General features: G+C 71.7%; 24 protein-coding genes. 18 read left to right on the top strand and 6 right to left on the bottom strand.

Going from position 1 to position 24,634, the window contains the following annotated elements:
* Window positions 1-44 precede the first annotated feature (44 nt).
* From LWC33_RS15000 to LWC33_RS36025, 4 genes are read left to right on the top strand one after another with little or no spacing between them, the layout of a single operon-like run.
* Window positions 45-1,352, top strand: coding sequence for an MFS transporter (locus tag LWC33_RS15000; RefSeq protein ID WP_233304993.1), 1,308 nt, complete (start codon window positions 45-47; stop codon window positions 1,350-1,352).
* A gap of 19 nt (window positions 1,353-1,371) precedes the next feature.
* The gene (locus LWC33_RS14995; protein ID WP_233304992.1) at window positions 1,372-2,028 is read left to right on the top strand and encodes a bifunctional 4-hydroxy-2-oxoglutarate aldolase/2-dehydro-3-deoxy-phosphogluconate aldolase; all 657 of its coding nucleotides are present in this window, start codon (window positions 1,372-1,374) and stop codon (window positions 2,026-2,028) included.
* Window positions 2,025-2,573: a sugar kinase gene (locus tag LWC33_RS14990; protein WP_308190949.1), complete on the top strand. Its 549-nt coding sequence runs from the start codon at window positions 2,025-2,027 to the stop codon at window positions 2,571-2,573. The genes LWC33_RS14995 and LWC33_RS14990 overlap by 4 nt, the downstream gene beginning before the upstream one ends.
* Window positions 2,558-2,758, top strand: coding sequence for a PfkB family carbohydrate kinase (locus LWC33_RS36025; protein WP_308190948.1), 201 nt, complete (start codon window positions 2,558-2,560; stop codon window positions 2,756-2,758). Before LWC33_RS14990 ends, LWC33_RS36025 begins: the two co-directional genes overlap by 16 nt.
* A 43-nt stretch (window positions 2,759-2,801) precedes the next feature.
* Here LWC33_RS36025 and LWC33_RS14985 read toward each other — a convergent pair whose 3' ends face one another.
* Window positions 2,802-3,659, bottom strand: coding sequence for a helix-turn-helix transcriptional regulator (locus tag LWC33_RS14985; protein ID WP_233305027.1), 858 nt, complete (start codon window positions 3,657-3,659; stop codon window positions 2,802-2,804).
* A 222-nt stretch (window positions 3,660-3,881) separates the two neighbouring features.
* Here LWC33_RS14985 and LWC33_RS14980 point away from each other — a divergent pair, with 222 nt between their 5' ends.
* Window positions 3,882-4,826 (top strand): SDR family oxidoreductase, encoded by a 945-nt coding sequence (locus LWC33_RS14980; protein ID WP_233304991.1) that lies wholly within the window; start codon window positions 3,882-3,884, stop codon window positions 4,824-4,826.
* Window positions 4,823-4,981: a hypothetical protein gene (locus tag LWC33_RS14975; RefSeq protein WP_308190947.1), complete on the top strand. Its 159-nt coding sequence runs from the start codon at window positions 4,823-4,825 to the stop codon at window positions 4,979-4,981. Before LWC33_RS14980 ends, LWC33_RS14975 begins: the two co-directional genes overlap by 4 nt.
* A gap of 136 nt (window positions 4,982-5,117) precedes the next feature.
* On the opposite strand, the gene LWC33_RS14970 is transcribed toward LWC33_RS14975, so the two are convergent.
* Window positions 5,118-5,918: an enoyl-CoA hydratase/isomerase family protein gene (locus LWC33_RS14970; protein WP_233304990.1), complete on the bottom strand. Its 801-nt coding sequence runs from the start codon at window positions 5,916-5,918 to the stop codon at window positions 5,118-5,120.
* A gap of 114 nt (window positions 5,919-6,032) precedes the next feature.
* Between LWC33_RS14970 and LWC33_RS36020 the strand changes: the two genes are divergently transcribed.
* From LWC33_RS36020 to LWC33_RS14955, 3 genes are all read left to right on the top strand, one after another.
* Window positions 6,033-6,224 carry a hypothetical protein gene (locus LWC33_RS36020; protein WP_233304989.1) on the top strand — a complete coding sequence of 64 codons (192 nt, stop codon included), beginning with the start codon at window positions 6,033-6,035 and terminating at the stop codon, window positions 6,222-6,224.
* A 158-nt stretch (window positions 6,225-6,382) separates the two neighbouring features.
* Window positions 6,383-7,996, top strand: a complete 1,614-nt coding sequence (locus LWC33_RS14960) for a GAF domain-containing sensor histidine kinase (protein WP_233304988.1) — start codon at window positions 6,383-6,385, stop codon at window positions 7,994-7,996.
* Entirely contained in the window at window positions 7,993-8,622 is a 630-nt protein-coding gene (locus tag LWC33_RS14955) for a response regulator (protein ID WP_233304987.1), read from the top strand. Before LWC33_RS14960 ends, LWC33_RS14955 begins: the two co-directional genes overlap by 4 nt.
* Here the strand turns inward: LWC33_RS14955 and LWC33_RS14950 are convergent.
* From LWC33_RS14950 to LWC33_RS14935, 4 genes are all read right to left on the bottom strand, one after another.
* Window positions 8,606-9,133, bottom strand: a complete 528-nt coding sequence (locus LWC33_RS14950; RefSeq protein ID WP_233304986.1) for a polysaccharide deacetylase family protein — start codon at window positions 9,131-9,133, stop codon at window positions 8,606-8,608. The two genes, LWC33_RS14955 and LWC33_RS14950, sit on opposite strands and share 17 nt — an antisense overlap.
* Entirely contained in the window at window positions 9,133-9,600 is a 468-nt protein-coding gene (locus tag LWC33_RS14945) for a polysaccharide deacetylase family protein (protein WP_233304985.1), read from the bottom strand. The genes LWC33_RS14950 and LWC33_RS14945 overlap by 1 nt, the downstream gene beginning before the upstream one ends.
* 44 nt (window positions 9,601-9,644) lie before the next feature.
* Window positions 9,645-11,987, bottom strand: a complete 2,343-nt coding sequence (locus LWC33_RS14940; RefSeq protein WP_233304984.1) for a penicillin acylase family protein — start codon at window positions 11,985-11,987, stop codon at window positions 9,645-9,647.
* Between the two features lie 115 nt (window positions 11,988-12,102).
* Entirely contained in the window at window positions 12,103-13,014 is a 912-nt protein-coding gene (locus tag LWC33_RS14935; RefSeq protein WP_233304983.1) for a proline dehydrogenase family protein, read from the bottom strand.
* 248 nt (window positions 13,015-13,262) lie between these two features.
* Between LWC33_RS14935 and LWC33_RS14930 the strand changes: the two genes are divergently transcribed.
* From LWC33_RS14930 to LWC33_RS14890, 9 genes are all read left to right on the top strand, one after another.
* The gene (locus tag LWC33_RS14930) at window positions 13,263-13,979 is read left to right on the top strand and encodes a GntR family transcriptional regulator (protein ID WP_233304982.1); all 717 of its coding nucleotides are present in this window, start codon (window positions 13,263-13,265) and stop codon (window positions 13,977-13,979) included.
* A 182-nt stretch (window positions 13,980-14,161) separates the two neighbouring features.
* Window positions 14,162-16,180, top strand: coding sequence for a hydantoinase/oxoprolinase family protein (locus tag LWC33_RS14925; RefSeq protein ID WP_233304981.1), 2,019 nt, complete (start codon window positions 14,162-14,164; stop codon window positions 16,178-16,180).
* Window positions 16,177-17,820 carry a hydantoinase B/oxoprolinase family protein gene (locus tag LWC33_RS14920; RefSeq protein ID WP_233304980.1) on the top strand — a complete coding sequence of 548 codons (1,644 nt, stop codon included), beginning with the start codon at window positions 16,177-16,179 and terminating at the stop codon, window positions 17,818-17,820. Before LWC33_RS14925 ends, LWC33_RS14920 begins: the two co-directional genes overlap by 4 nt.
* Window positions 17,807-18,523, top strand: coding sequence for a GntR family transcriptional regulator (locus tag LWC33_RS14915; RefSeq protein WP_233304979.1), 717 nt, complete (start codon window positions 17,807-17,809; stop codon window positions 18,521-18,523). Before LWC33_RS14920 ends, LWC33_RS14915 begins: the two co-directional genes overlap by 14 nt.
* Window positions 18,524-18,542: 19 nt before the next feature.
* The gene (locus LWC33_RS14910; RefSeq protein WP_233304978.1) at window positions 18,543-19,520 is read left to right on the top strand and encodes an Ldh family oxidoreductase; all 978 of its coding nucleotides are present in this window, start codon (window positions 18,543-18,545) and stop codon (window positions 19,518-19,520) included.
* A 74-nt stretch (window positions 19,521-19,594) separates the two neighbouring features.
* Complete coding sequence (locus tag LWC33_RS14905; RefSeq protein ID WP_233304977.1) at window positions 19,595-20,950, top strand: flavin monoamine oxidase family protein; 1,356 nt, start codon at window positions 19,595-19,597, stop codon at window positions 20,948-20,950.
* Between the two features lie 392 nt (window positions 20,951-21,342).
* Window positions 21,343-22,596: a quaternary amine ABC transporter ATP-binding protein gene (locus LWC33_RS14900; RefSeq protein WP_233304976.1), complete on the top strand. Its 1,254-nt coding sequence runs from the start codon at window positions 21,343-21,345 to the stop codon at window positions 22,594-22,596.
* Window positions 22,589-23,494: an ABC transporter permease gene (locus LWC33_RS14895; RefSeq protein WP_233304975.1), complete on the top strand. Its 906-nt coding sequence runs from the start codon at window positions 22,589-22,591 to the stop codon at window positions 23,492-23,494. The genes LWC33_RS14900 and LWC33_RS14895 overlap by 8 nt, the downstream gene beginning before the upstream one ends.
* A 17-nt stretch (window positions 23,495-23,511) precedes the next feature.
* The gene (locus LWC33_RS14890) at window positions 23,512-24,447 is read left to right on the top strand and encodes a glycine betaine ABC transporter substrate-binding protein (protein ID WP_233304974.1); all 936 of its coding nucleotides are present in this window, start codon (window positions 23,512-23,514) and stop codon (window positions 24,445-24,447) included.
* Window positions 24,448-24,634 lie beyond the last annotated feature (187 nt).

Genomic DNA, 24,634 nt, shown 5'->3' with positions numbered 1-24,634 from the left:
GATCACCGGCCCCGCGGGGCCCCTCCATCCGAGGACGCATGGACATGACCGAGACCCGATCCTCCATCGTGGAGCCATCGACCGCTGATCCGAAGGCCGTCCGCCGGGCCGCCTGGGCCGGGCTGGTCGGCACCACCCTGGAGCAGTACGACTTCGTCATCTACGGCACGGCGTCGGCGCTGATCTTCTCGGAGCTGTTCTTCCCGAACATCTCCCCGGCGGCGGGCATCCTCGCCAGTTTCAGCGCCTACGCCGTCGGCTTCGCGGCCCGTCCGCTCGGCGGGCTGTTCTTCTCCCGGTTCGGAGACCGGGTCGGCCGCACGTGGGTGCTGGTCGCGACGCTGCTGCTGATGGGCGGCTCCACGCTGGCGATCGGGCTGCTGCCCACCTACGCCCAGGTCGGCATCCTCGCCCCGGTCCTGCTGGTCGCGTGCCGGTTCCTGCAGGGCTTCGGCGCAGGTGCGGAGCAGTCCGGCGGCGCGACCCTGCTCACCGAGACTGCCGGGATCGGCCGCCGCGGCCGGTTCGCCTCGCTGGTCATGACCGGCGCCGCGCTGGGCACCGCGCTCGGCGCCGTCGCCTGGATCCTCGCCCAGCTGCTGCCGGACGACAGCCTCATGAGCTGGGGCTGGCGACTGGTCTTCGTGTCCAGCCTCCTGGTGACGATCGCGGCCCTGATCATCCGGCGGAGGCTGAACGAGAGTCCGGTCTTCCAGGAGCTCAAGGAGCAGCACGCCGAACCGCGCAAGCCCGTCGCCGAGACCTTCCGGCACGGCCGTCGTCCGCTGGTCCTGGTGACGCTGATGACCATCGGGGTCAGCTCGCAGTCCTACACCTACCAGGTGTTCATGGCTTCCTACCTGGTGTCGAGCGTCGGGGTGGACAAGGCGTTCGTGCCGAAGGTGCTGCTCGTCGGCGCGATCTGCGGCGGTGTCGCCGCCGTCGGGTTCGGGGCGCTGTCGGACCGGTTCGGCCGCAAGCCCGTCTACACGGCGATCCTGTCCGTGCTGGTCCTGCTGCCCGGCCCGTCGTTCATCGCGCTGAACACCGGCTCGCAGATCGCGATCGTCGTGACGATCATCGTCGGGTTCATCCTGGCCTGCCAGGGCGACACCGGTGTCACGATGTCCTACTTCCCGGAGCTGTTCGGCAATCGGTACCGCTACGCCGGGGTGACCCTGGGTCGTGAGTTCGGGTCGGTGCTCGGCGGCGGCGTCGCCCCGCTCATCTGCGAGGCGCTCGTCAGTGCCTTCTCCGGGTCCTGGCTCCCGGTGGCGGCCTACATGATGCTGATGATGATCCTCAGCTGGTCGCCGCGCGGTTGGCACCGGAGACCCGCGACCGCGACCTGACCGTCGCGGAGGACGCCCGATGACCCTCAGCCTCGATCGAGTCGCGCCCAGCGAGGCGCTGCGCCGCACCGGCGTGGTCTCCGTGTTGCGGGCCGACTCGCCCGAGTACCTGCTCCCGGCGGCCCGGACGCTGGTGGGGGAGGGCCTGGTCTGCCTGGAGCTGACCATGACCACCCCCGGCGCCCTGGACTCGCTGCGGCTGCTGCGCGCCGAGTTCGGCGACTCCGCGGACGTCGGCCTCGGCAGCGTCCGTGGCGCCGAGGCCGCCCGTCGGGCGCTCGAGGCAGGCGCCGCGTTCCTGGTCAGCCCGGTGCTGGACACCGCGATGGTGGCGGAGTGCGTCGCCGCGGGGGTCCCCGCCTACCCGGCGGGGACCACCCCCACCGAGCTGATCACCGCCTGGGACACAGGCGCCTCGGCCGTGAAGCTCTTCCCGGCGGGCACGGTCGGACCGGGGCACCTGAAGGCGGTCCGCGAGCCGCTTCCCGAGCTCGCGATCATGCCGACCGGCGGCATCGGGGTCGACGACGTCGGCACCTGGCTCCAGGCCGGCGCGCTCGCCGTCGGGTTGGGCGGCTCGCTGTCCGGGGACGCCCTGCGCGGCGGGGACCTCGGCGCCCTGGCCGACCGGGCGGCGCGGGCCCTGGCAGCGGCGCGGCAGGAGACCCGTCCATGAGCGTGGTGACGCTCGGGGAAACGATGGGGCTGCTGGCCGCGGACACCGTCGGCCACCTGCAGCACGTCTCCACCATGCGGCTCGGCATCGGCGGTGCGGAGAGCAACGTCGCCATCGGCCTGGCCCGTCTCGGCACCCCGGTGAGCTGGATCGGCAGGGTCGGGGCGGACTCGCTCGGGGACCGGGTGGTCCGCGAGCTGCGCGCCGAGGGCGTGGACGTGCACGCCGTGCGCGATCCCGGCGCACCCACCAGGCTGATGCTCAAGGAACGCCCGCCCGGGGGCGGGGTGCGGGTCTGGTACTACCGCCGCCACGGCGCGGGGGCGCGGCTCAGCCCGTCCGACGTGGACGACGAGGTGATCGGCGGAGCCACGCTGCTGCACGTCACCGGGATCACCCCCGCCCTCGGGGACGCGCCCGCCAAGGCCGTGGAGCACGCCGTCGCGGTCGCGCGGGAGGCCGGGGTCACGGTGTCGTTCGACGTCAACCACCGCTCCACGCTCTGGTCCGACGCCGAGGCCGGGTCGCGGTGGTGGACCCGGTAGGGGCCGGGGACGCCTTCGTCGGCGCCTACCTCGCGGAACGGGTCGCAGGCGCGGACGTGATGGGGCGGCTGGACACCGCCGCCCGGGCCGGGGCGCTGATGTGCACGGTCCCGGGCGACTGGGAGGCCCTGCCGACCCGCGCCGACCTCGCGGGCGGGGACAGGAGTTCCGACGTCCGCCGGTGACCACGACGGCCGGTGATCGTGCAGCGTGCGGCGGTCCGGCCGCCTACGGCCGAGGACGCCGGGGGAGCGGCTGGGTGCCGATCACCGCGAGCAGTTGCAGCTTCTCGTAGCTCTCCGTGCCGGGTACGGCGGTGTAGACCAGCAACGAGTGCGACTGAGCGGGGTCGATCAGCCTCTGACAGTTCAGTTCCAGTCGGCCGAGCTCGGGATGGACGAAGCGCTTGACCTCCTGCGGACGGATTCCCACCTCGTGGTCGTCCCAGATGCGCCGGAACTCCTCGCTGCGACCGAGGAGGAGCTCGGCGAGCTGTGCTGCCCGGGATTCGCGGCCACGGAGTGCGACGATCTCGCGCAGACCCCCGGCGTACATCCGTGACAGGAAGGCGTGATCCTCCGGCGCGAAGAGCTGCCGGGACGACGGATCGGTGAACCAGCGGTAGCCGCTGCTCCGGGCCGGGCCGGTGAAGCGGGTCGTGTCGCCGGTGAGCGCGACACCCAGCGGGCTCTGGCGCAGCGTCTCGCCGAGTTCTGTGCTGATCTCCGCGGGTGTGTCGTCGAGCCGGTCGAGCACACGCAGAAGGCCGGGGCTGATGTGGTCACCGGCCGCGCCCCGCGTGGGCGGGTGGTGCCCGGCGAGCCGGAAGAGGTGGTCGCGCTCGTCGAGGGACAGATGGAGCCCCTGCGCGATCGAGGCGATCATCTGCTCGGAGGGCTGCGGCCCGCGCTCACGCTCGATCCGCGCGTAGTAGTCGGTCGACATGTGACACAACGAGGCCACCTCTTCGCGGCGGAGACCGCTGGTGCGGCGCCGGTTCCCTCGTGCGAGGCCGACGTCCTCGGGTTGCAGCGACTCACGGCGGCGCCGCAGGAACTCCGCCAGCCCGCTCCGATCGATCACCATCCGCCGCCTCCCCGGGTGCCGTGCCGTTTCTACCGCCCCGTCGATCCGCTCAGCCACGGCCTGCCGATCCCCCCGTCCCGGCCGAAGGGCGGCCCCGCGAGCCACGGATCGGCAGGCCGTGGATATCACCCTCGTGACGTCCGAACCTGGAGGTCATCTGGACACAGCAGCACACGCTGCGATCGCCCACATCGGACGCACGAGACCGAAGGAGCCGAAGCCATGTCCCGTCGCCGCCCCGACATCGCCGTCCCCGACCTCACCGGCAAGCGTGCCGTCGTCACCGGGGGCAGCGACGGAGTCGGTCTCGGCCTGGCGACGCGGCTCGCCGCGGCCGGAGCCGAGTTGATCCTGCCTGTCCGCAACCCCCGCAAGGGCGAGGCGGCGCTGGCGAGGATTCGCGCGCAGGCCCCCGGCGCGCACGTGTCCCTTCGGGAACTGGACCTGTCCTCGCTCGGCTCCGTCGCGGCCCTCGGGAAGATCCTGCGTGGCGAGGACCGGCCGATCCACATCCTGATCAACAACGCCGGTGTCATGACGCCACCCGACCGGCGCACCACGGCCGACGGGTTCGAGTTGCAGTTCGGCACCAACCACCTCGGGCACTTCGCCCTCGTCGCCCACCTGCTGCCGCTGCTCCGCGCGGGCAGTGCACGCGTGACGTCCCAGGTCAGCGTGGCGGCCGCCCGGGGCGCGATCAACTGGCAGGACCTGAACTGGGAACGCACCTACGACGGGCGGCGCGCCTACAGCCAGTCGAAGATCGCCTTCGGTCTCTTCGGGCTCGAGCTCGACCGGCGCAGCCGGGCTCTCGGCTGGGGCATCACCAGTAACCTCGCGCACCCCGGCGTCGCACCGACGAACCTGCTCGCCGCGCGGCCCGAGGTCGGGCGCGCCCGCGAGACCACGGGACGCAGGCTCATCGGTGCCCTCTCCGCCCGCGGCATCCTCCTCGGGACTGCGGACAGCGCCGCCCTGCCCGCCCTCTACGCAGCCACCTCGCCCGACGCCGAGCGCGGCCGGCTCTACGGCCCGGGCGGGCCCGGGCATCTCGGCGGTCCGCCCGCGGAACAGAAGCTCTACGGCCCGCTGCGTGACAAGGACGAGGCGAAGCGCGTCTGGGAGACCTCCGAGGAGCTCACCACGGTGTCCGCCGCGAACGCGTGAGGCGGGTCTCCTCGGCACAGGTCGGGGGCGGCCTTGCCGAGCCGGCCGTTCGGCACTTCGCCATGCTGCGCGACGGCGTGATGGCGGCCGGCTGCCTGTCCGATCCGGTGGCCGTGGCCACGACGTTCCTCGACGGCGTCACGGGGCTTCTGTGATCCCGCACCGTTCCGGGTGCGCCGCGAGGCCGAGGCTCGGCTGCGCCCGGGAGGACGAGGACCGCCGAACCCGATCGCGGCCGGCGCCTGCTCGGGGCGGGATCCGGAGGGCCGCGATGGTGTCGACGGAGGACGGTCAGGTCCGGGTGGAGGGGAAGTTCGGCGCACGCTTCTCCCGCAGCGCCGTGTAGCCCTCGACCACGTCGGGCCCGAGGAAGGTGAGCATCTCGTAGGCGGCCGACTGGTCGAAGGTCGGGCCGGCGGACCGCAGCCAGTTGTTCAGCGACTTCTTGGTCAGCCGGATGGCGGGCTGGGCGCCGGTGGCGAGGACGTCGGCGACCCGGAGGGCCTCGTCGAGCACCTGCTCGCGGGGGAGGGCCTTGGCCACCATGCCCAGCCGCTCGGCCTCCACGCCGGTCACCATCTCGCCGGTGAGCAGGTAGTAGCGGGCCTTGGCCATGCCCGCCAGCAGCGGCCAGATGATCGCCGCGTGGTCGCCGGCGGCGACGCCGAGCTTGACGTGCCCGTCCCCGATCCTCGCGTCCTCCGCGGCGATGGCCACGTCGGCGAGGAGGGCGGCGACGGTTCCGGCACCGACCGCGACGCCGTTGATGGCCGAGACGATCGGCTTCTCGCAGTTGATGATGTTGTAGACGAGCTCGCTCATCTCCTTGAGCATGTGCGAGACGCGGTCGTAGTCGCCCGCCATCCGCTCGACCATCGCCAGGTCGCCACCGGCGGAGAAGGCCTTGCCGGCCCCGGTGATCACCGCGACCCGGACCTCGGGGTCGGCGTCGACGTCGTTCCACACCCGGGCCAGCTCGCCGTGCATCTCCTCGTCCGCGGCGTTGTACTTGTCCGGGCGGTCGAGGGTGATCAGCAGGACGCCGTTGTCGCGGCGCGCGAAGCTCAGCTGGTGGTAGTCCTCGAAGCTCACCGTGTGTCCCTCCGTCCGGGGCGGACCGTGCGTCGTCGCAGCGCCCCGAGTCAACCATCGGCCGCCCGGACCCCGCTCACCCGGACGGCCGGTGGCCGCGATGAGAGGCGCGACGTGGTCCGCCGCGGCGACCGGGTGCTCGGCGGCCAGGACATCGGCGTCCCCGATCCGGAGGCCACCGCCCGCGCGGTGTTCGACGCGACGGCGGCGTTCCATCACCCTGTGCACGCGCCGGAGTGGGAGCTGTCCGGTGTGGAGGAGCGGTTGGCAGCGGTCTGTGACCTGGTGCTCGCCGCAGTCACCTGACTCCGCCACGTCCCCAACGGAGGGCGGCGCGGAGCCGGGCACTGCCCGTACGGGTAGCGGCGCGCTGCCCTCGGCGGCGAAGTCGGCTCGGCCCGGTTTCCGATCCGCCGGCGTGAGGCTTTACTACGGAGTGCTGGGAGGAGCTGGAGGGAGGCGTCGTGCACGAGCCGGTGGGCGTCCGCACCGAGTACCTCCTGGACGCCGCCCGATCGCACACGATCCACGATGCCCTGCGGCCCGTGCTCTCGGAGATCCGGCACCTGCTGGGGGCCTCGGTCGGGCTGGTCGCCTACCGGCCGAGGCGGCATGAGGGGCACCTGCTCGTGCTGGCCGCCGACACCCCCGACCTGCCCGAACCCCCGCTGCCCAACGAGGCCTTCCACGCGAATCTGTCGACCCCTCGGCGTGCTGCGGTGCTCAGCGACATCCGGTTCGCGTCGGCGGTGCGCAGCTACCGGCTCCGGCTGGCCTCCGCCATGGTGGTGCCGTGGCGGGACCCGTTCGGCGACGGAATGGTGGTCGTCGGGCACACGGAGGTGCGGCCCGGCCTCCCGGCGCCGGCCGCCGACCTGGTCCGCAGGCTCCGTCAGGATGTACGCCGGAGCATGTCGTCAGGACGCAGGAGCGGAGCGGGAGAGATCAACAGGGGGCTCCAGCGCGTCATGAAGGACATCGCGGTGGCCGCGGTGGACTGCGCCGACGTCGGTGAGGCGCTCACGACCCTCATCCTGTCGGCCAAGTGGCTGTTCGACTCCGAGGTCGCCTACTTGTCCCTGCCGACGACGGACGCGGACACGTTCACCTTCGACCAGATGCTCGGGATCCGGACGTCGGACTTCCGCCACCTGCGGATCCGCGAGGGACAGGGGCTCGGCGGCCTCGCCCGCTCCCTACGGCGCCCGGTCCGCTCGGTGGACTACGGCCGTGACCCACGGTTGTTCGCCGCTCCCGTGGCCGAGACGGCCCAGGAGGGCATCGTGTCCGCGATGGCGACCCCCATAGTCGTCGATGACCAGGTCCAGGCGGTGCTGTACGTGGGGGACCGGTCCCTGCGGCCGTTCAGCGAGACCGACGAGGAGCTCCTCGGCGAGGTCGCCGAGTACGCCACGCTGGGGCTGAAGCGGCAGGCGACCGAGGCCTACCGCCGTGACGTCCTGCGCCGCCAGGAGCAGGAACGACTGGCCTACGACCTGCACGACACCGCCGTGCGGGGTCTGCTGGAGATCGGTTTCGCCGCGGAGCGCGCCCGCGCGGCCGATCACGGCGCCCCGGACGTGCGGGCGGACCTGGACTCGATCGCGGCGGCGGCCGAGCGGTGCATGGAGGCACTGCGCGGGCAGCTCGACCTTCTCGTGCAGGGCACGTCGGGGCGCTCGGCGTCGGCGGTCCTCGAGGAGATCGCGGAGGCGTCCGTACGGCCGGGGGCCGGGCACCGCTTCGCGGTGCGCGGCCCGGACGGCCTGGTACCGGACCCTGTGGCCGAGTCGTTGGTGCGCATCGGCCAGGAGGCACTGGTCAACGTCGACGTCCATGCGGGCGGGCGTGCGGAGGTGACCCTGGAGGTGACGTCCGACGAGTGGGTCCTCTCCGTCGTCGACGACGGGAGCGGTGCCGGGGCCGCCTCGAATCCGCCCGACGACACCCGGGCCCACCTGGGCATGATGGCCATGCAGCGGGCAGCCGGCCGGGTCCTGGGTCGCCTGGAGCAGTTCGCTGATTCGGGCGGCGGCCACGTCGTGCGGGTCGCGGTGCCCACGAGCGGAAGTCGATGATCCGGTTCTGCGTCGTCGACGACCACGAGATCGTGCTCGACGGCCTCCGCGCCATGGCCGACCGCGAAGAGGACCTGGAGTTCGCCGGGGCGGTCACGACGGCGGGGGAGGCCGAGGCGCTGATCGCCGCCACCGCCCCGGACGTCCTGCTGCTGGACATGCGGCTCGCCGGCGGGAACAGCCTCGACACCTGCGCCGCACTGTCCGCGGCCTTCCCCGAGCTGACGATCGCCGTCTTCTCCGGGTACGGCAACCCCGAGCTCCTCGAGCTGGCGATCCGGGCGGGCGCGGCCGGCTACGTCCTCAAGGAGACCACGACGTCGCGGCTGCCGGACATCATCCGCGAGCTGGCCTCGACCGGGAGCTACTTCGATCCGCGCCTGGCCAGCGGCCTGCTGCGCCGCGCGGCGGGGGGAGCCCGGCCGCCGGCGTTCAACGACCGCGAGCTGGAGATCGTCCGGCTCATCGCCCGGGGGCTGGACAACCACCGCATCGGCGAGCAGGTGAGCATCAGCCCGCACACCGTGAAGTTCCACGTCACTGCCATGCTGCGCCGGCACGGACTGAGCCGGCGCACCGAGCTCGTCCGGTTGGCGATGGACCTCCACCTCATCGACGACGAGTGAGCGGGGCGCGGCCCGTCGCCGCGCCCCGCTCCGGTTCGGGAGGGTTCCGGATCAGCCCCGCGCCCAGCTCGAGTCGGCCGGGGGCGGGCTCCACTCCGCGCGCGTCCGGCAGGGACATGAGGCGCTTGTCCTCGTCGTCGTCGACCCAGGCCTTGGCGATCTCCTCGCAGGTGGCGAACCAGACGCCGTCGTGGCCGACGATGTGCTCGACGAGCCTCTCGTACCAGAGCATGTTGTGTGCCTGGCCGATGATCTGCGGGTGCACGCAGGACGCGAAGACGGGGTTCTCGACGCGCTGGTAGGCGTAGTCGAAGATGTCGCGCCACCGCCGGAAGATCGTCTCGGTGTCCTGCATCCCGGTGGAGACGCCGGTGTAGGCCAGCGGGGGGAAGTCGTCGAGGTACCAGTTGACCGGGATCTCGATGACCGAGCTCGCGGTGCCGGCGACGTTGGCCTTCTCCCAGTTGATCTGCCAGCGCTGCGGGTGGTACGGGACCAGGTCGCGGGCCATCAGGCTCGTGTCGTAGAGAAAGCCCGACTCCTCGATGATGTCGAGGAGTCGGGCTCGCTGTAGTCCCAGTACGGCGAGCGGTAGCCGGTCGGCCGGAGCCCGAGCACGTTCTTGTAGGTGGCGAAGGCGAGGTCGACGAGCCGGCGCTCGGTGTCCCGCTCGATCCCCGGCGGGATCTCGTGGTAGTAGCCGTGGTGGCCGATCTCGTGACCGGCCTCGACGACCTTGCGGCACTGCTCGGGGAACGTGTCCACCGAGTGCCCCGGGGTGAACCAGGTCGTCGTGATGTCGAAGCGGGAGTAGAGCTCCAGCAGGCGCGGGACACCGACCTCGGCGCCGAACTGGCCGCGGGACATGAACGACTGGGTGGGGCGGTTGAACCCGCCCAGCCACAGGGACTGGGCGTCGAAGTCGGTGCCGAGGTTGACGGCGATCTTCTTGCCCGGGGGCAGTTGCAGGTGACCCATGGGTCTCTCCTTCGCGATCAGGTGCTGGCGTGTGGTCGTGACGGTCAGGGCGCGGGACGCAGCTCGATGACCTGGTCGGCGGCCTGCTCGATGCGCTCGCGGGTGTAGAGCAGGGGGAACGCCTCGTCGCGGCTCCACGGCCCGAACAGGTCGGTGACGTGCGGGTCGCCGAGTCGTCCGGACTGGCCCGGGGCGTTCATGGCCAGCGACGAGTCCCACTCGCCGACATCGACGACGAGCCGGAAGGTCGCGCCGCCGCTCTGGACGAAGTTCGGCCCGTAGGCCGTGTTGCCGACCGTGTCGCCGCTCCCGCCCCGCGGTGCCGGCCCGGCGACGAGCTGCTCCTCCGGCACCCCGGTCAGCAGCGCCGCCAGTGGGTGCCGGGCGCAGGCCACGTGCAGACTGCCCCAGCTCCAGCCCCCGCGGTCGGGGCCGAGCAGCTCGGCGACCTCGGCGACCGCGGCCGGGAGGGTCCAGGCGACGGTCTCGGCCAGGAACTTCTCCGGGTTGGGGCCGAGGCGGGTAGCCGGGTCTTCGACGAGCTCGAGATCGACCCGGGAGTCGGCCAGCAGGTCCTCGGCAGGGGAGATCCGGGTCGCGGTGGCGGCCGCGTCCGCCGCGCCCACGTGCTCCTCCAGGGCCCGGGTCAGCAGGGCGGGCCGGAGGTGGCGTCGATACCACACCTCGAAGATTGCCGCCGCGGCCGAGTCGGCCGCGAGGGTTCCGTCCCAGCCGCGCAGCAGGTCGAGCCCGTCGGTGCCCTCGGGCACGTCCAGATTCCGCAGACGGGTGAGGATCCGGCGCGCCGGTACGCTGAGGTAGTCGCCCTGCAGCGCCACCATGCTCTCCGGGGTGGCGTCGGTGACCTGCGCCAGCACCTCGTCGAGCCGGTGTCGCCGAGAGGGCGCGTACCAGTCGTAGGTGATGTGCCGGTCCGACGGAAAGTCCTCGGGCAGGTTGCACTCGTTGGCCGTCGCGAGGAACCCCTGGGCCGGGTTCACCGCGCCGGGGAGCTGGTCGGCATCGTAGAAGCCCGCCCATTCGTACCGGCCATCGCCCGGCACGGGCAGCGTCCCGTCCCAGTTCGGGCGGATCGGCGTGAGGCCCCCGGTCTTCCAGGCGATGGTGCCCTCCGTGTCGGCGAACACCTGGTTCTCCGGCGGGGCGCCCCACCGGTTCATGGCGGCGAGGAACTCGTCGTAGTCCTGCGCCCGCATGTAGTCCATGCTCCCGAGGTAGGGCGCCATGCCGGGCTGTAACCAGGCCGCGCGCACGGCGAACGCGGTGTGGCGCGACGGGTCGCGGTGGACGACCGGGCCGTGGCGGGTGAAGAGCAGTTCGACCTCGACGGGCTCCCCGTCGCGCACCTCGACGGTCTCGGTGAGTCGCCGCATCGGCACCCAGCGGTCCTGGTAGCGGTAGGACAGCGGGTCCTCGGGGTCGGTCTCGTAGACGTAGAGGTCCTCCTGGTCGATCGCGAAGATCGTCAGGCCGAACGCGATGCGTCCGTTGTGCCCGATGGAGATGCCCGGCAGGGCGGGCTCGCCGCCGCCGATGACGTCGAAACCCGGCGCCGACAGGTGCGCGATGTAGCGCAGCCCCGGCAGGGCCGCGGCGGCCCGGTGCGGGTCGTTGGCCAGCAGCGGGCGACCGGACCGGGTCCGCGACCCGCCGAGCACCCAGTTGTTGCTCCCCTCGGGGAGCACGTCGCCCTGGGCGTCCAGCGGGGTGGGCGGCCCGAACGTCGGAGCCGAGGTCGCGAGGTCGTAGACGGCCAGGACGTCGTCGGGGATGAGATCGAGGTCGAGTCCTTCGGGGACGGTGAGGTCACGGGCGGGCTCGCGACGCCGCCTCAGCTCCTCGACCTCGCGGGGGAGGTCGCGCAGGGTGCGGGCCCGGGCGACCTCGTCTCGCACGTTGTAGAACAGGCCGTGGCTGCGGATGCGGGCCACGTCGGCCGGCTCCCACAGGGCGGGCTCGTACCCCAGCTCCCGGAACTCGACCGGCAGCAGCGTGGGGTCCTGCCGGGTGAGCTCGACGAAGGCGTTGATCCCTTCGACGAAGGCCGTGGCCGCCCGCTTGGTGTCCGAGCCGTAGGCCAGCCACTCCTGGCGCATGTCGCCGCGGTAGAGGAACAGCCGGGCGGCACGGTCCCGTTCGACGTGCTCGGCCCCGAAGACCTCCGAGAGCCTGCCCAGGCCGCGGCGCCGCCAGAAGTCGATCTGCCACAGGCGGTCGCGGGCGGCGTTGAAGCCCTGCGCGCGGAAGGCGTCGTAGGTGTCCGTCGCGTAGATGTGGGGGACCCCCCAGCGGTCGACCACGATCTCGACCGGCCCGGTCAGCCCGGGCACCGTGTAGCCCGTCCGCGTCGTCTCGCTCGATGTCACTGCGCCTCCAGCGTCGTCGCCTCGTTCCCGGCGGAGTCAAACAGGACAGGGCATGGACGTGTCGGCATACTTGGAGCGACGATCGGCCGGTGCACCGCTACCCGTTCGGGCGGCCTCAGCCGCTGATCACCGATCGCAGGAAGAGCAGGAGATTGGCGGGACGCTCGGCCATCCGCCGCATCAGGTACGGGTACCACTGGCTCCCGAACGGCACGTAGACCCGCACCCGGTAGCCCTCGGCGGCGAGTCGCTCCTGGAGGTCTCGGCGCACGCCGTAGAGCATCTGGAACTCGAAGTCGCGGGGAGCGATGCCGAGCCGGTCGGCCTCGGCCCTGACGTGGTCGATGCAGGCGTCGTCGTGCGTCCCGAAGGCCGGGTCCGGCAGGTTCGTCAGGGCCCACGTCGCCAGGTACCGGTACTGGGCGGTGATCTCCTCCCGCTCCTGCAGCGCCTTCTCGATCGGCTCGAGGAACGCCCCCTTGACCAGCCGGATGCGCGGCTTGACGTCGGTGAAGGAGCTCAGGTCCTCCGGGCAGCGCCGCATCGCGGCCTGCTGCGCCACGCGGGTCCGCGGGAAGGACGGCAGGAACGCCCGGTAGATCTCCAGGGTCCGAGGGCCGACCGAGCTGTGCTCCATGTCCACCTCGACGGTGACCCCGCACTCCTCGGCGACCTCGAGGAGCTGCTTGAGGTGTCCTGCGCAGACGCTCGGGTCCAGGCCGACCCCCAGCTGCGACAGCTTCACCGACACCGTCGCACCGGGAGCGCGGTCGGCGATCGCATGGATCGCGTCGACGTAGGCCGCCGTCGCGACCGCGGATTCCTGCAGCTCGCCGACGGTCTCGCCGAGCAGGTCGAGACTGACGTCGATGCCCTTGTCGTCGAGCGCCCGGGCCACGCCGACGGCGCTGTCGAGGGTGGTGCCGGCCACGAAGCGGGAGACCACCCCGCTCGTCAGCGGATGGCGGCTCACGAGCCTCTCGAGCCGCGTGTTCGCGGCGGCCAGGAGCAGGAGCTTCCTGATCATGGTCTTCCTCCTCCTTCGCGTGCGCCGGGGTCGATGCGCATCGAGGACGGAGAGCAGGGACGAGGCCGGTCCCGACCGGGTGGATGCGGCGTCGCTGCCCCTCTCGGAGCTGCCAGCCTAGGATGTAATCACAGATCACACAACGGACCGGGTGACCTGGCGACCGGAGCCCGGGGGAGTCCCCGGCGTGGCCTCGCGGCCGGTCCGACGGCGGGGGCTCCGTCGGGTACGGCGTTTAGATTGGTGCCATGGCGATGTCGAAGCTGGAGAGTCCGTCACTGCTGACGGACAGGGTCTTCACGGCGATTCGCCAGCAGATCATGAACGGCGGCATGCCGGCCGGGCACCGGCTGCGGATCCGCGACATCGCCGCAGAGCTCGGTACCAGCGTGATGCCGGTGCGGGAAGCGATCCGGCGCCTGGAGGAGGCGGGCCTCGCCGAGAGCGTCCCGCACCGGGGCGCGGTGGTGCGTGGGCTGACGCTGGTCGAGCTGCGCGACATCTACTACGTGCGTCGGGTCCTCGAGGTCGATGCCGCCCGACTGGGCGCCCCGAACGTGACCGACGAGGACGTCGCGCTGATGGCGACGCACTGCGCGGCGATGGCGGAGGCAGCGGCGGCCGGCGACGTCGTCGCTGCGCTCGATGCCGACGAGGCCCTCCTGGCCACGCTCTACGCGGCGGGCGGCAACGCCGTCCTCCTCGACGCGATCCGGGGTCTGTGGGAGCGCTGCCGGGTGTACAAGATCGTCGGCGCGCGTCGGGCGGTCGACGAGAACGACGGGACGTTGTGGTCGTTCCAACCGCGTCTGGTCGAGGCGGCGCGCAACCACGATGCGGTGGCCGCGGCGGCCATCACCGAGGCGTCGCTGCTCAGCGCCACGGCCCGTATCGAGCATCAGCTCGGGGGCGGAACCGTGCCGGCGGTGGCCCACGGGGAGCGGTCCGCCGACGGCGTCCGCTGACCCGGGGCAGGAGGCAGGACCTTGTCGGGCGCCGCCGCCGGGTCTACAGTCGTCGACGAATGGTATTCGAACGCTCGGACGCGGCCGTCACGAGCGGATGGGCGGATCTCCGACGCCGAGATGAACCGAGGAGTGCCATGCGACCGACGGGCTCTGAGGTGCACGCGGATCGTGCCGGGCGCGTGCGGGTCGCTGTGGACACCGGCGGCACCTTCACCGACGTCGCGGTCCGGCGGCCGGACGGCTCGGTCGAGGTCTGGAAGGTGTCCTCGAGCCCGCGGGCGCCGGACGACGCGGTGGTCGGCGGGGTCGAGGAGGCCCTGGAACGGGCCGGGGCGGGCTTCGGCTCGGTCGAGCGGTTCGTCCACGGCACCACGGTCGCTACGAACACCCTGCTCACCCGGACCGGTGCCCGGGTCGGGCTCGTCACCACGGCCGGGTTCGCGGACATGCTCCACATCGGGCACCAGAGCCGCCCCGCCCTCTACGACCTGTCGGTCCGGCGCCCCGCTCCGCTGGTCCCGCACGAGCTGACCTGGGAGGTCACCGAGCGGTTGGCGGCCGACGGTTCCGTGCTCGTCGCGCCTGCCGCCTCGGAGCTGGACGGGCTCGCCGAGCGGATCCGGGGCGCCGCCCCGGAGGTCGTGGTCGTCTCGTTGCTCAACGCCTACGTCGACCCGGCGCACGAGCAGCTCGTCGTGGAGCACCTGCGTCGGGCCGGGGCGGCCCCGTCGGTGCTCGCCGCCACGTCGGTCACCCCGGAGATGCGCGAGTACGAGCGCACCTCGACCGCCGTCATCTCCGGTTACGTCCAGCCGGCGATCGCGGACTACCTCGAGCGACTCGAGACCCGCCTCGCCGAGCGGGCGATGCCGGCGCGGCTGTGGGTGATGCAGTCCAACGGCGGTCTGCTCGGGGCCGGCAGCGCCCGCGAGCACAGCGTCCGGACGGTGTTGTCCGGCCTGGTCGGCGGGGTGATCGGGGCGGCGCGGTGGGCGGCGCAGCTGGGTCTGCCGCAGGTGGTGAGCTTCGACATCGGGGGCACGAGTACCGACATCGCGCTCATCCGCAACGGCGTGCCCGGCGAGATGACCTCCGGCGAGCTGGAGGGGTATCCGTTGCGGATGCCGGCGGTGGACGTGCACACCATCGGCGCGGGTGGCGGGTCGATCGCGTGGCGCGACGCGGGCGGCAGCCTGCGGGTGGGCCCGCAGAGCGCCGGCGCACGACCCGGCCCGGTCTGTTATGGACTCGGCGGTGCGCAGATCACGGTGACCGACGCCCATGCCCTGCTCGGCCGGTTGGGGACCAGTCTGCTCGGCGGGCGGCTCGCGCTCGACCTCGACCGCGCGCGCGAACGGCTGACGGCCTTCGCCGGCGAGCTCGGGCTCGACGAGGACGAGACCGCCGCCGGCGTGCTGCGCGTCATCACCGCGACCATGGCCCGGGGCGTGCGCAAGGTCAGCATCGAACGCGGCATCGACCCGCGCGACTGCGTGCTCATGGCCTTCGGCGGGGCCGGCCCGCTCCACGCGACCGATCTGATCCGCGAGCTGGGAATGAAGGGTGCGGTCGTGCCGCCGCACCCCGGGATCGCGTCGGCCGTCGGCATGCTCGACGCCCCGATCCGGCACGACTTCGCGGCTGCGGCGACCGCGACCAGCGCGGCCGAGCTCGACACGGTGGCGCGCACACTCGACGTGCTGACGGCGGACGCGATCCGGTTCCTGGAAGAGCGCGAGCGCGTCGATCCGGCCCTGGTCACCGCCGACCGGCTCGTCGATGCGCGCTATCTCGGACAGAGCTACGACCTGACCGTGCCCTGGCAGCCGGACTTCGCCGCCCTGCGCAAGACCTTCGACAACGCGCACCTGGAGCGCTACGGCTTCGACGATCCCGACGCCGTGCTGGAGATCGTCGCCGTGCGGGCGAGCGCGGTCGTCGAGGCCGCCGGCGCAGCCGAGTTGCCACGGACGGTGGCCGAGGGTGCGCCGCCGGAGCCGGTCGCGACCCGCTCGGTCCGCTTCGGCGCACGACGGCACGACTGTCCGCTGTACCGCCGCGACGACGTTCCCGCCGGCGTCGAGCTGGCCGGCCCGCTGGTGTTCGAGCAGCTCGACTCGACCGTCGTGGTCGCCCCGGGCCAGGTGTGCCACCACGACACCTTCGGATTCCTCCACATTCATGAGGAGCGCCCGTGACCACCGATCACCTGACCGACGATCTCGGGCCGGTGGAGCTGGAGATCGCCCGGCACCGCTTCGAGTCCACCGCGGAGGAGGTCGGCACAGCGCTGATCCGCACGTCCTACTCGCCGAACATCAAGGACCGCCGCGACTGCTCGGCCGGTGTCTACTCCCCGACGGGCGAGCTGATCGCCCAGGCCGAGCACATCCCGCTGCACCTGGGGCTGATGCCGACCATGGTGCGCAACGTCCTGGCCGAGGTCGGGACGGGCTCGCTCGAGCCCGGCGACGTGCTGATCAGCAACAACCCCTATCTGGGCGGCTCCCACCTTCCCGACACCTGTCTGGTGACCCCCGTCTTCGTCGACGGCCGGCTGGTCGCGGTGGTGGCGAACATGGCCCACCACGTGGACGTCGGTGGGATCGTCCCGGGCTCGATGGCCACCCACGCGACGGAGATCTTCCAGGAGGGCGTGCGCATCCCGCCGGTCAAGCTCGCGTGCCGCGGCGAGCTGCGCGCGGATCTGATGGCCGTCCTGATGGCCAACGTGCGCACCGCGGACAAGACGCGCGGGGACCTGATGGCCCAGCTCGCCGCGAACCGGCTCGGCGAGCGCCGCATCGGCGAGATGGTCGCCGAGTGGGGCCCCGAGCTGTTCGAACGCTCCTGCGCGGCCCTGGTGCGCTACGCCGAGCGGCGCACCCGGGCCGCCCTCGCCGCCCTGCCCGACGGGACCGCGAGCTTCACCGACCACCTCGAGCACGACGGCGTCGCGCCCCGGTCGATCCCGATCAGCGTCACCGTGCGCAAGCAGGGGGACGCCGTGGAGATCGACCTGACCGGCAGCGCCGACCAGGTACCCGGCGCCGTGAACTGCTCCTACGCGGTGACCGAGGCGTGCGCGGGCTACGTCGTCAAGGCCCTGACCGATCCGACGCTGCCGTCCAACGCCGGCCTCATGCGTCCCGTCCGGGTGCTGACCCGGCCGGGCTCGGTGTGCGCCGCGGAGTTCCCGGCCCCGGTGGCGAACGGGAACACCCAGACCGCGCAACGCATCGTCGACGCCCTCCTCGGTGCCTTCGCCCAGATCGTCCCGGACCGGGTCCCGGCCGCGTCGAGCGGCAGCATGAGCATCGTGACCGTCGGCGGCCAGGACCCGCGGACCGGGCGCTACTACTCCTACGTGGAGACCTACGGGGGCGGGCAGGGCGCCGGCCCGCACACCGACGGCGACAGCGCGGTGCACACGCACATGACCAACACCCGCAACACGCCGTGCGAGGTGATCGAGCGGGAGTACCCGCTGCGCGTCGACCGCTACGCGATCGCCCGTGGCACCGGCGGCGCCGGCAGATGCCGTGGGGGAGACGGGCTCATCCGGGAGATCACGTTGACCGACGGGACGGCGACCGCGGTCGTGGCGACCGCGCGTGTCGACACCCGGCCGTGGGGGTTGCACGGTGGCCAGGACGCCGTCGGCGCCCGCGTCGCCGTCACGCACCAGAACTCCGGCACCACCGAGTTGCCGGCGATGAGCTCCGTCCGGCTCGAGGCCGGAACCACCCTGTCGGTCCGGACCGCGGGCGGCGGCGGCTTCGGCGAAGCCCGACCGCCGGTCGCGGGCGTGGAAGGATCGGCACATGCCCAAGCGTGATCGCTCGGTGATGGAGCAGGCGTTCCAGGAGATCAAACGCCGGATCATCACGCTGCAGGCCGAGCCGGGGCAACGGCTCGACGACGTCGCGCTGGCCAAGGACCTGGCGCTGAGCCGCACCCCGGTCCGGGAGGCGCTGTTCCGGCTCGGGGCCGAAGGACTCGTCACCCCCGGCGAGCGCGGAGGGTTCACCGTCCGGCCGCTCGACCTGTTCGACATCAGCCAGCTCTTCGAGGCGCACGTCGTCGTGGCCAGATCCGTGGCCCGACTCGCCGTGGCCCGGGCGACCGACAGCGAGATCGACCATCTCGTCGCGCTCACCACCGGCGTCGAGGACGCCGTCCGGGCGGGCGATCCGGCCGAGATCGCCGCCACGAACGCCGAGCTCCACCGGGCCGAGGCACGCTACGCCCGCAACGAACACCTGCGCGTGCTGGCGAACAACGTGCAGAACCTGGGCCAGCGCCTGTCCTATCTCTGCTTCGGCGGAGACCGCGGCGGCGCCCTCGACCTCGACGATCATCTCGAGCGGGTGTGCACCGACCACACCGCGATGATCGACGCGCTGCGGGTCCGGGACATCGACGAGGCGGAGCGCGTCGCCGCGCGCCACGTGCACCTCTTCCGCAGGAGGGTCGTCGAGTTCTTCGAGGCGACTCCCGTCGAGGCCATCGGCCTCGACCACGACCTGCCGCCGACGTGACGCGAGAGGACGATTCCCGATGGCCGTGATCCACCGCGACGAGCTCGTCGAGCTGTGTCGCAAGGCCCTCCTCGCCGCCGGCGCCGGCGCGCGAGACGCCCGGGTACTGGCCGAGGCGACCGCCGAGGCCGAGGTCATCGGCAACCGGGCCGTCGGGGTCGGGCATCTCTTCGACTATCTCGACGGCTACGCGCAGGGACGGATCGAAAAGGACGCACACGCCGTCGTGCGACGCGTCGCGCCGGCCGTCCTGGACGTCGACGCCCGGTCCGGCCTGGCGCAGACCGCCTTCACGGACGCCGTCGACGACCTGGTCAAGGCCACGCGCGAGTCCGGGATCGCCGCGCTGTGGATCCGCCACTCCTTCACCTGCGGGGAGCTCGGCTACTACGTGCGCCATCTCGCCGGCCAGGACCTCGTCGCAGTGGCCGCGGCGAACAGTCCCGCGTTGATGTCCGTCGGTGGCGCCCCGAGGTCGGTCCTCGGCACCAACCCGCTCGCCTACGGCCTCCCACGTCCGGGTGCGGCGCCGGTCGTCATCGACCAGGCGTCCTCGGCGACGGCCTTCGTCAACGTCCGGCGGGCGGCCGAGGTGGGCGAGCTCATCCCGCTGGGGTGGGCACTCGATCGCGACGGCGAGCCGACCCGGGACGCCGACGCGGCCCTCGCCGGCACCCTCCTGCCCTTCGGCGGCCACCGCGGCGGGAACGTGGCCCTGCTGGTGGAGGTGCTCGCCACCCTCTCGGGCGCGTCGTTCTCGCTGGATGCGGCTCCCTTCCACAGGGGGAGCAGCTCGCCGGGCATCGGCGTGTTCGTGCTCGCCGTCGATCCTGCGACCTTCGCCGGCTCCACGGAACGTCTCGCCGGGCACCTCGACACCCTGCGCGCAGAACACGACGTCCGGTTGCCCGCACTCGAGAGGACGGCCCCGGCCGATCGGGTGGAGCTCGAGGAGGCCCTGCTGCGGCGTCTGGAAGAGGCAGCCGCGGCGGACTGACACCGAGCTCGGCATCCCGCGCGGTCCTCGAGGGTGCCGCGTCGTCGACCGATCACCATGGAGGAGCACCTGACATGTCGAACCACGACGTGATCGTCGTCGGCGGCGGACCCGCCGGCGTCGGGACCGCCTACGAGCTGCGTCACTCCGGCCTGGACGTGGTGGTCCTCGAGGCCGGGCCCACGGTGGGGGGCCGGACACTCAGCGTCGACCTCCCCGGGGGGAAGGCCAACGCCGGGGCGCTGTTCCTCTACCGCGGCACCCGCAGTGAGGAGCTGGCCGTGGAGCTGGGGCTCTCGACGGTGCCGTTCCTCCCGACCACGTACGGGATCTCGGAGGCCGGTCGCACCTCGGTCGCGCCCGACCTGCAGGACCTGGTCGACGGGCTCGGCCTCGCCGACGACGAGCGTGCGGCGCTGTTGGAGACGCTGCAGGACGCGGTCGCGGAGTACCGGGAGAACACGGCCGGGGGGACGCTGTCGCCCTCCAGCGCGAGCCTGGCCGACGAGACCGTCGCGCAGCGGTTCGCGACGCTGCCCGAGCGGGCCCGCCGCATCCTCGAGACCGCGGTGCAGGGTGGCTCCGTCGGGCGCACCGACACCCTCAGCGCGCAGTACGCACTGCGCTACTTCGCCAGCTATCCGGCGCTGGAACGGGAGAACCGGCTCCTCGCGCTCGAGGGCCAGCAGGCGCTGTCCCTCGGCATGGCCGCCCGCCTCCCCGAGGGCAGCCTGCGCCTGTCCACCGTGGTCGATCGGGTCGTCCTCGACGAGGCGTCGCAGACCTACCTCGTCACCGCGACCGGGGCCGACGGACCGGTGGAGTTCCGGGCCCCGCAGGTCGTGCTGGCCGTGCCCGCCCCGCGGGTGGACACCCTCGTCGCCGACCTCCCGGAGTGGAAGCGGACCGCCCTGGCCGTCGCCGAGACCCCGGGCAGCACGGTGATGGTCGTGGCCGCCGACGTCACGGGGGTCGAGGAGCACCGCGACTGGTCGTTCGTCACGACCGTCGGCGCGGCTTTCGACTGCATCATCAACCCGGCCCCGGGCCCGCAGGACTTCCGCGCCAATCCCGAGGGCGAGGAGATCGTCCACTACATGTGCTACGGCAACAGCGCCGGGCACCGTCCCGACGTCGTCGAGGACGCGGCCCTGCGCGCGGCGTGGCTGGAGGACTTCCTCGCCGTGGCTCCGGGGCTGCGCGGACGCATCCGCGGTGTGCACCTTCAGACCTGGGAGCACTGCTTCGCGTTGCTCAGCCCGCAGCGGGCGGCCGCGGTGCCGGAGCTGCGCAAGGAGGTCGGCGGCCTGCACTTCGCCGGGGACTGGACGTCGGAGACGGCCGGAACGCACGGCGCGTTGGCGGAGGCCGGGCGGGTCGCGGCAGAGATCCGCGCGCGGCGGATCGCCCCGGCGGCGATCTCCGGCTGACGCAAGAGCCGCGTGTCCCGACGAGTCCGGCCGCCTCCCTTGACTCTCGTTCGACCGCACCCTACCCTCTCATGACACTGAACTGATATACCAATCTGCAGGCCTGGTCCGGCAGGCCCGGTGGGCGCGCTTGACGGGCGCTGCCCGGCGGACGAGATCACGGCTTTCGCTTCGGATATGTGCGGCTCCGCGCCGGCCGGCCACGGCGGTCGGCGCGACGTCGGTAATGAGTACCGCTGAGTGTGGCGTGTCGTCGTAGCGCTGTGCGGCAACGGCGACGCTTCCGCAACAGAGAAGTCGTCTGTCTTGACACACATCTGTCGCTGGATGACGGTTGTGATCTGGATCGCACTACTGTCCCGCATAGCGAAACATCGGCGAACGGAGTGGCGATGACCACCCAGGTGCGGAGTGCTCAGCCGGCCGTCTCGGCCGGAGCTTCAGAGGTCGAGGTCGCCATCAAGGCGACTGCGCTGACCAAGATCTACGGCCCTCGCGGCGGGCCCGAGGCATCGCGCCGTGGTTGGCGGCGCGCCAAGGGTTCCGACGTTTCGAAGGAGCCGAAGGCGGCCGCGGATGACGTGACGTTCTCGGTCGCGCCGGGTGAGTTCTTCATGATCATGGGGTTGTCCGGATCGGGGAAGTCGACCGTGTTGCGCATGCTCAACCGGTTGATCGAGCCCACGTCCGGCGAGTTGCTGATCGATGGCCGGAACGTCGCCACGATGCCCGAGGCCGAACTGCGCGAGTTGCGGAACCGAAAGATCAATATGGTGTTCCAGCATTTCGCGTTGTTCCCGCACCGAACCGTGCGGGAGAACGCCGCGTATGCGCTGCACGTGCGCAACGAATCCGCGGCGAAACGGGACGAGCGCGCCGACTGGGCCCTGGAGACCGTCGGTCTGGGCGACTGGGGCGACTCGCTCCCGGGGGAGCTGTCGGGCGGGATGCGCCAGCGGGTCGGGCTGGCCCGCGCGCTCGCCTCGGAGGCGGACATCCTGCTGATGGACGAACCGTTCAGCGCTCTGGACCCGTTGATCCGCCGCGACATGCAGGACCTGCTGATGGAGCTGCAGCGCGACCTGAACCGCACGGTCGTCTTCGTCACCCACGACCTCAACGAGGCCATGCGCATGGGCGACCGGATCATGATCATGCGAAACGGCAAGGTGGTGCAGCTCGGCACCGCCCAGGAGATCCTCAACGCCCCGGCCGACGACTACGTCACCGAGTTCATCTCCGATGTGGATCGGTCGAGGGTGCTGACCGCGGGCACGATCATGCAGGAGCCGCTGGTCACCGCCACCGAGAAGGACGACCCGCAGGACGTGCTGCGCCGGCTGAGCAACGTCGAGGGGGTAGGCGCCTACGTGCTCGACGACGAGGGGCACATCGCCGGGATCACCCGCGCGGACCTGTTGGCCGCGGGGGTGGGCCGCCAGCGTGCGGCCGTGGGGCAACTCGTGACCAACGAGTACAAGGTGGTCGGGGAGGACGCGCCGCTGAGCGACATCTGCACGCTCGTGGGCCGCAACAGCGTGCCGCTGGCCGTCACCGACACCGACGGCAAGCTGGTCGGCGTCGTTCCGCGCGCGACCCTGCTCGAGGCGCTGGCCACTCCCAAGAAGGAGAACGCCGATGCCTAGCATCAACGTGGGGGCGCCGGTCGGTGCGCTGGTCGACTGGCTGACCGCGAACCTCGGCGCGCTGTTCCACTTCATCTCGACGGTGATGCTGGCCGTGCTCGACGCGGTACTGATCGTGCTGACGGCGCCGAGCCCGTACGTCCTCACGGCGATCTTCGTCGTGCTCGCGCTCCTGGAGCGCAAGTGGGGATTCGGTCTGTTCACGCTGATCGCCTTCCTGCTCATCCAGGCGATGGGGCTCTGGATCGAGGCCATGGAGACCCTGGCCGTGGTGGTGGTGGCGACCGTGTTCGCGGTGGCCATCGGTATACCGGTGGGGATCTGGGCCGCGCGCAGCCGCAAGGTCAGCAGCGTCATCCGTCCGGTGCTGGACTTCATGCAGACGCTGCCGGTGTTCGTCTACCTGATCCCGGCGGTGTTCTTCTTCGGCATCGGGGTGGTGCCGGGGGTCATCTCGACGTTGGTGTTCGCGATCCCGCCGGCGGTCCGGCTCACCGAGCTGGGCATCCGCAACGTCGACAAGGAGGTCGTCGAAGCCGCGATCGCCTTCGGTGCCAAACCGCGCCAGATGCTGCGCGAGGTGCAGCTGCCCCTCGCCATGCCCTCGATCATGGCCGGGGTCAACCAGACCCTCATGCTCGCGCTGTCCATGGTGGTCATCGCCGGGCTGGTCGGCGCAGGCGGTCTCGGGGCGGTCGTCGTCCGCGGCATCAGCACCCTCGACGTCGGCGCCGGCTTCCAAGGCGGCATCGCGGTGGTGTTCCTCGCCATCTACCTCGACCGCCTCACCGCCGCTCTGGCCAAACCCCGCCGGCGCCGCCCCAAGGCCCGCAAGCCGGCCCCCGCACCGTCCGCCACCACCACCGAGACCGACCAGCCCGCACTGGCGTCGTCATGACGAAGGAGTCATCGAAGATGCCCCGCTCGCCTCGCGCACGCCGTGCGTCGCTGCTCGCCGGTCTCGTCGCCCTGCTCATCACGATCACTGCCTGTAGCGGCCAGACGACGACATTCAGCGGCGGGACGAAGAGCAGCTCGAACTCGGGCGGTGGAGGCAACAAGAAGGTCAGCATCTCGGTCGTCGCCGGGTGGGACGAGGACGTCGCCGCGAGCAATCTCTGGAAGGTGCTCCTGGAGCAGCACGGCTACACCGTGAACATGCAGGAGCTCGACATCGCGAGCACCTTCACCGGCGTGGCCAACGGGCAGATCGACCTCTATTTCGACGCATGGCTGCCTCAAACCCACGGCGTGTACTGGGACCGCTTCCAGAACCAGCTCGAGAAGGTCACGACCTGGCAGGACGGCGTGAACACCCTGGTCGTGCCGGACTACGTCAGCGACGTGAACACCATCGCCGACGTGAAGACCCACGCCGCCGACCTCGACAACCGCATCGTCGGCATCGAGGCCGGGGCCGGCGAGATGAAGGCAATGCGCGAGAAGATCATCCCGGCCTATGGTCTCGAGGGCATGACCCTGGTCGAGGGCAGTTCGCCCGCCATGCTCGCGACGCTCGACTCCGCCATCAAGCAGAAGCAGCCGGTCGTCGTGACGCTCTGGCAGCCGCACTGGGCGTTCAGCCGTTACCCGCTCAAGGTGCTGCAGGACCCGCAGGGGGCCTGGGGCCCGCCCGACCAGATGACGATCATCGCCACCAAGGGATGGAGCGAGGCCAATCCCGAGGTCGCCGGCTGGCTGAAGAACTTCAAGATCACTCCCGAGCAGCTCTCCAGCCTGATGCTGAAGATCCAGGAGGCCGGCAAGGGCCAGGAGGAGACGGCGACCAAGCAGTGGGTCGCCGACAACCAGCAGGTGGTCGACGCCTGGTTCAAGGGGACGAACAGCTGACCTCACGATCGAGGTGAGCCGGAGGGCCCGGCTGATGGGTGCACGCCGATCAGCCGGGCCCTGTCGTCGGCGGCATCAGGCGTGGATCGTGAGACGCACGAATCGTGGTCGTTCTGCGGGGCTCATTCCCTTCCCCTACCGCGCGACGACTCAGCCCTCACTGCTGCGTCGGCGGAATCGGCAGGAG

The organism is Pseudonocardia terrae (assembly GCF_021343995.1).
GTDB lineage: Bacteria > Actinomycetota > Actinomycetes > Mycobacteriales > Pseudonocardiaceae > Pseudonocardia > Pseudonocardia terrae.
The sequence above is the reverse complement of the archived record's forward strand: the minus strand, read 5'-3'. Positions and strand labels throughout refer to the sequence as shown.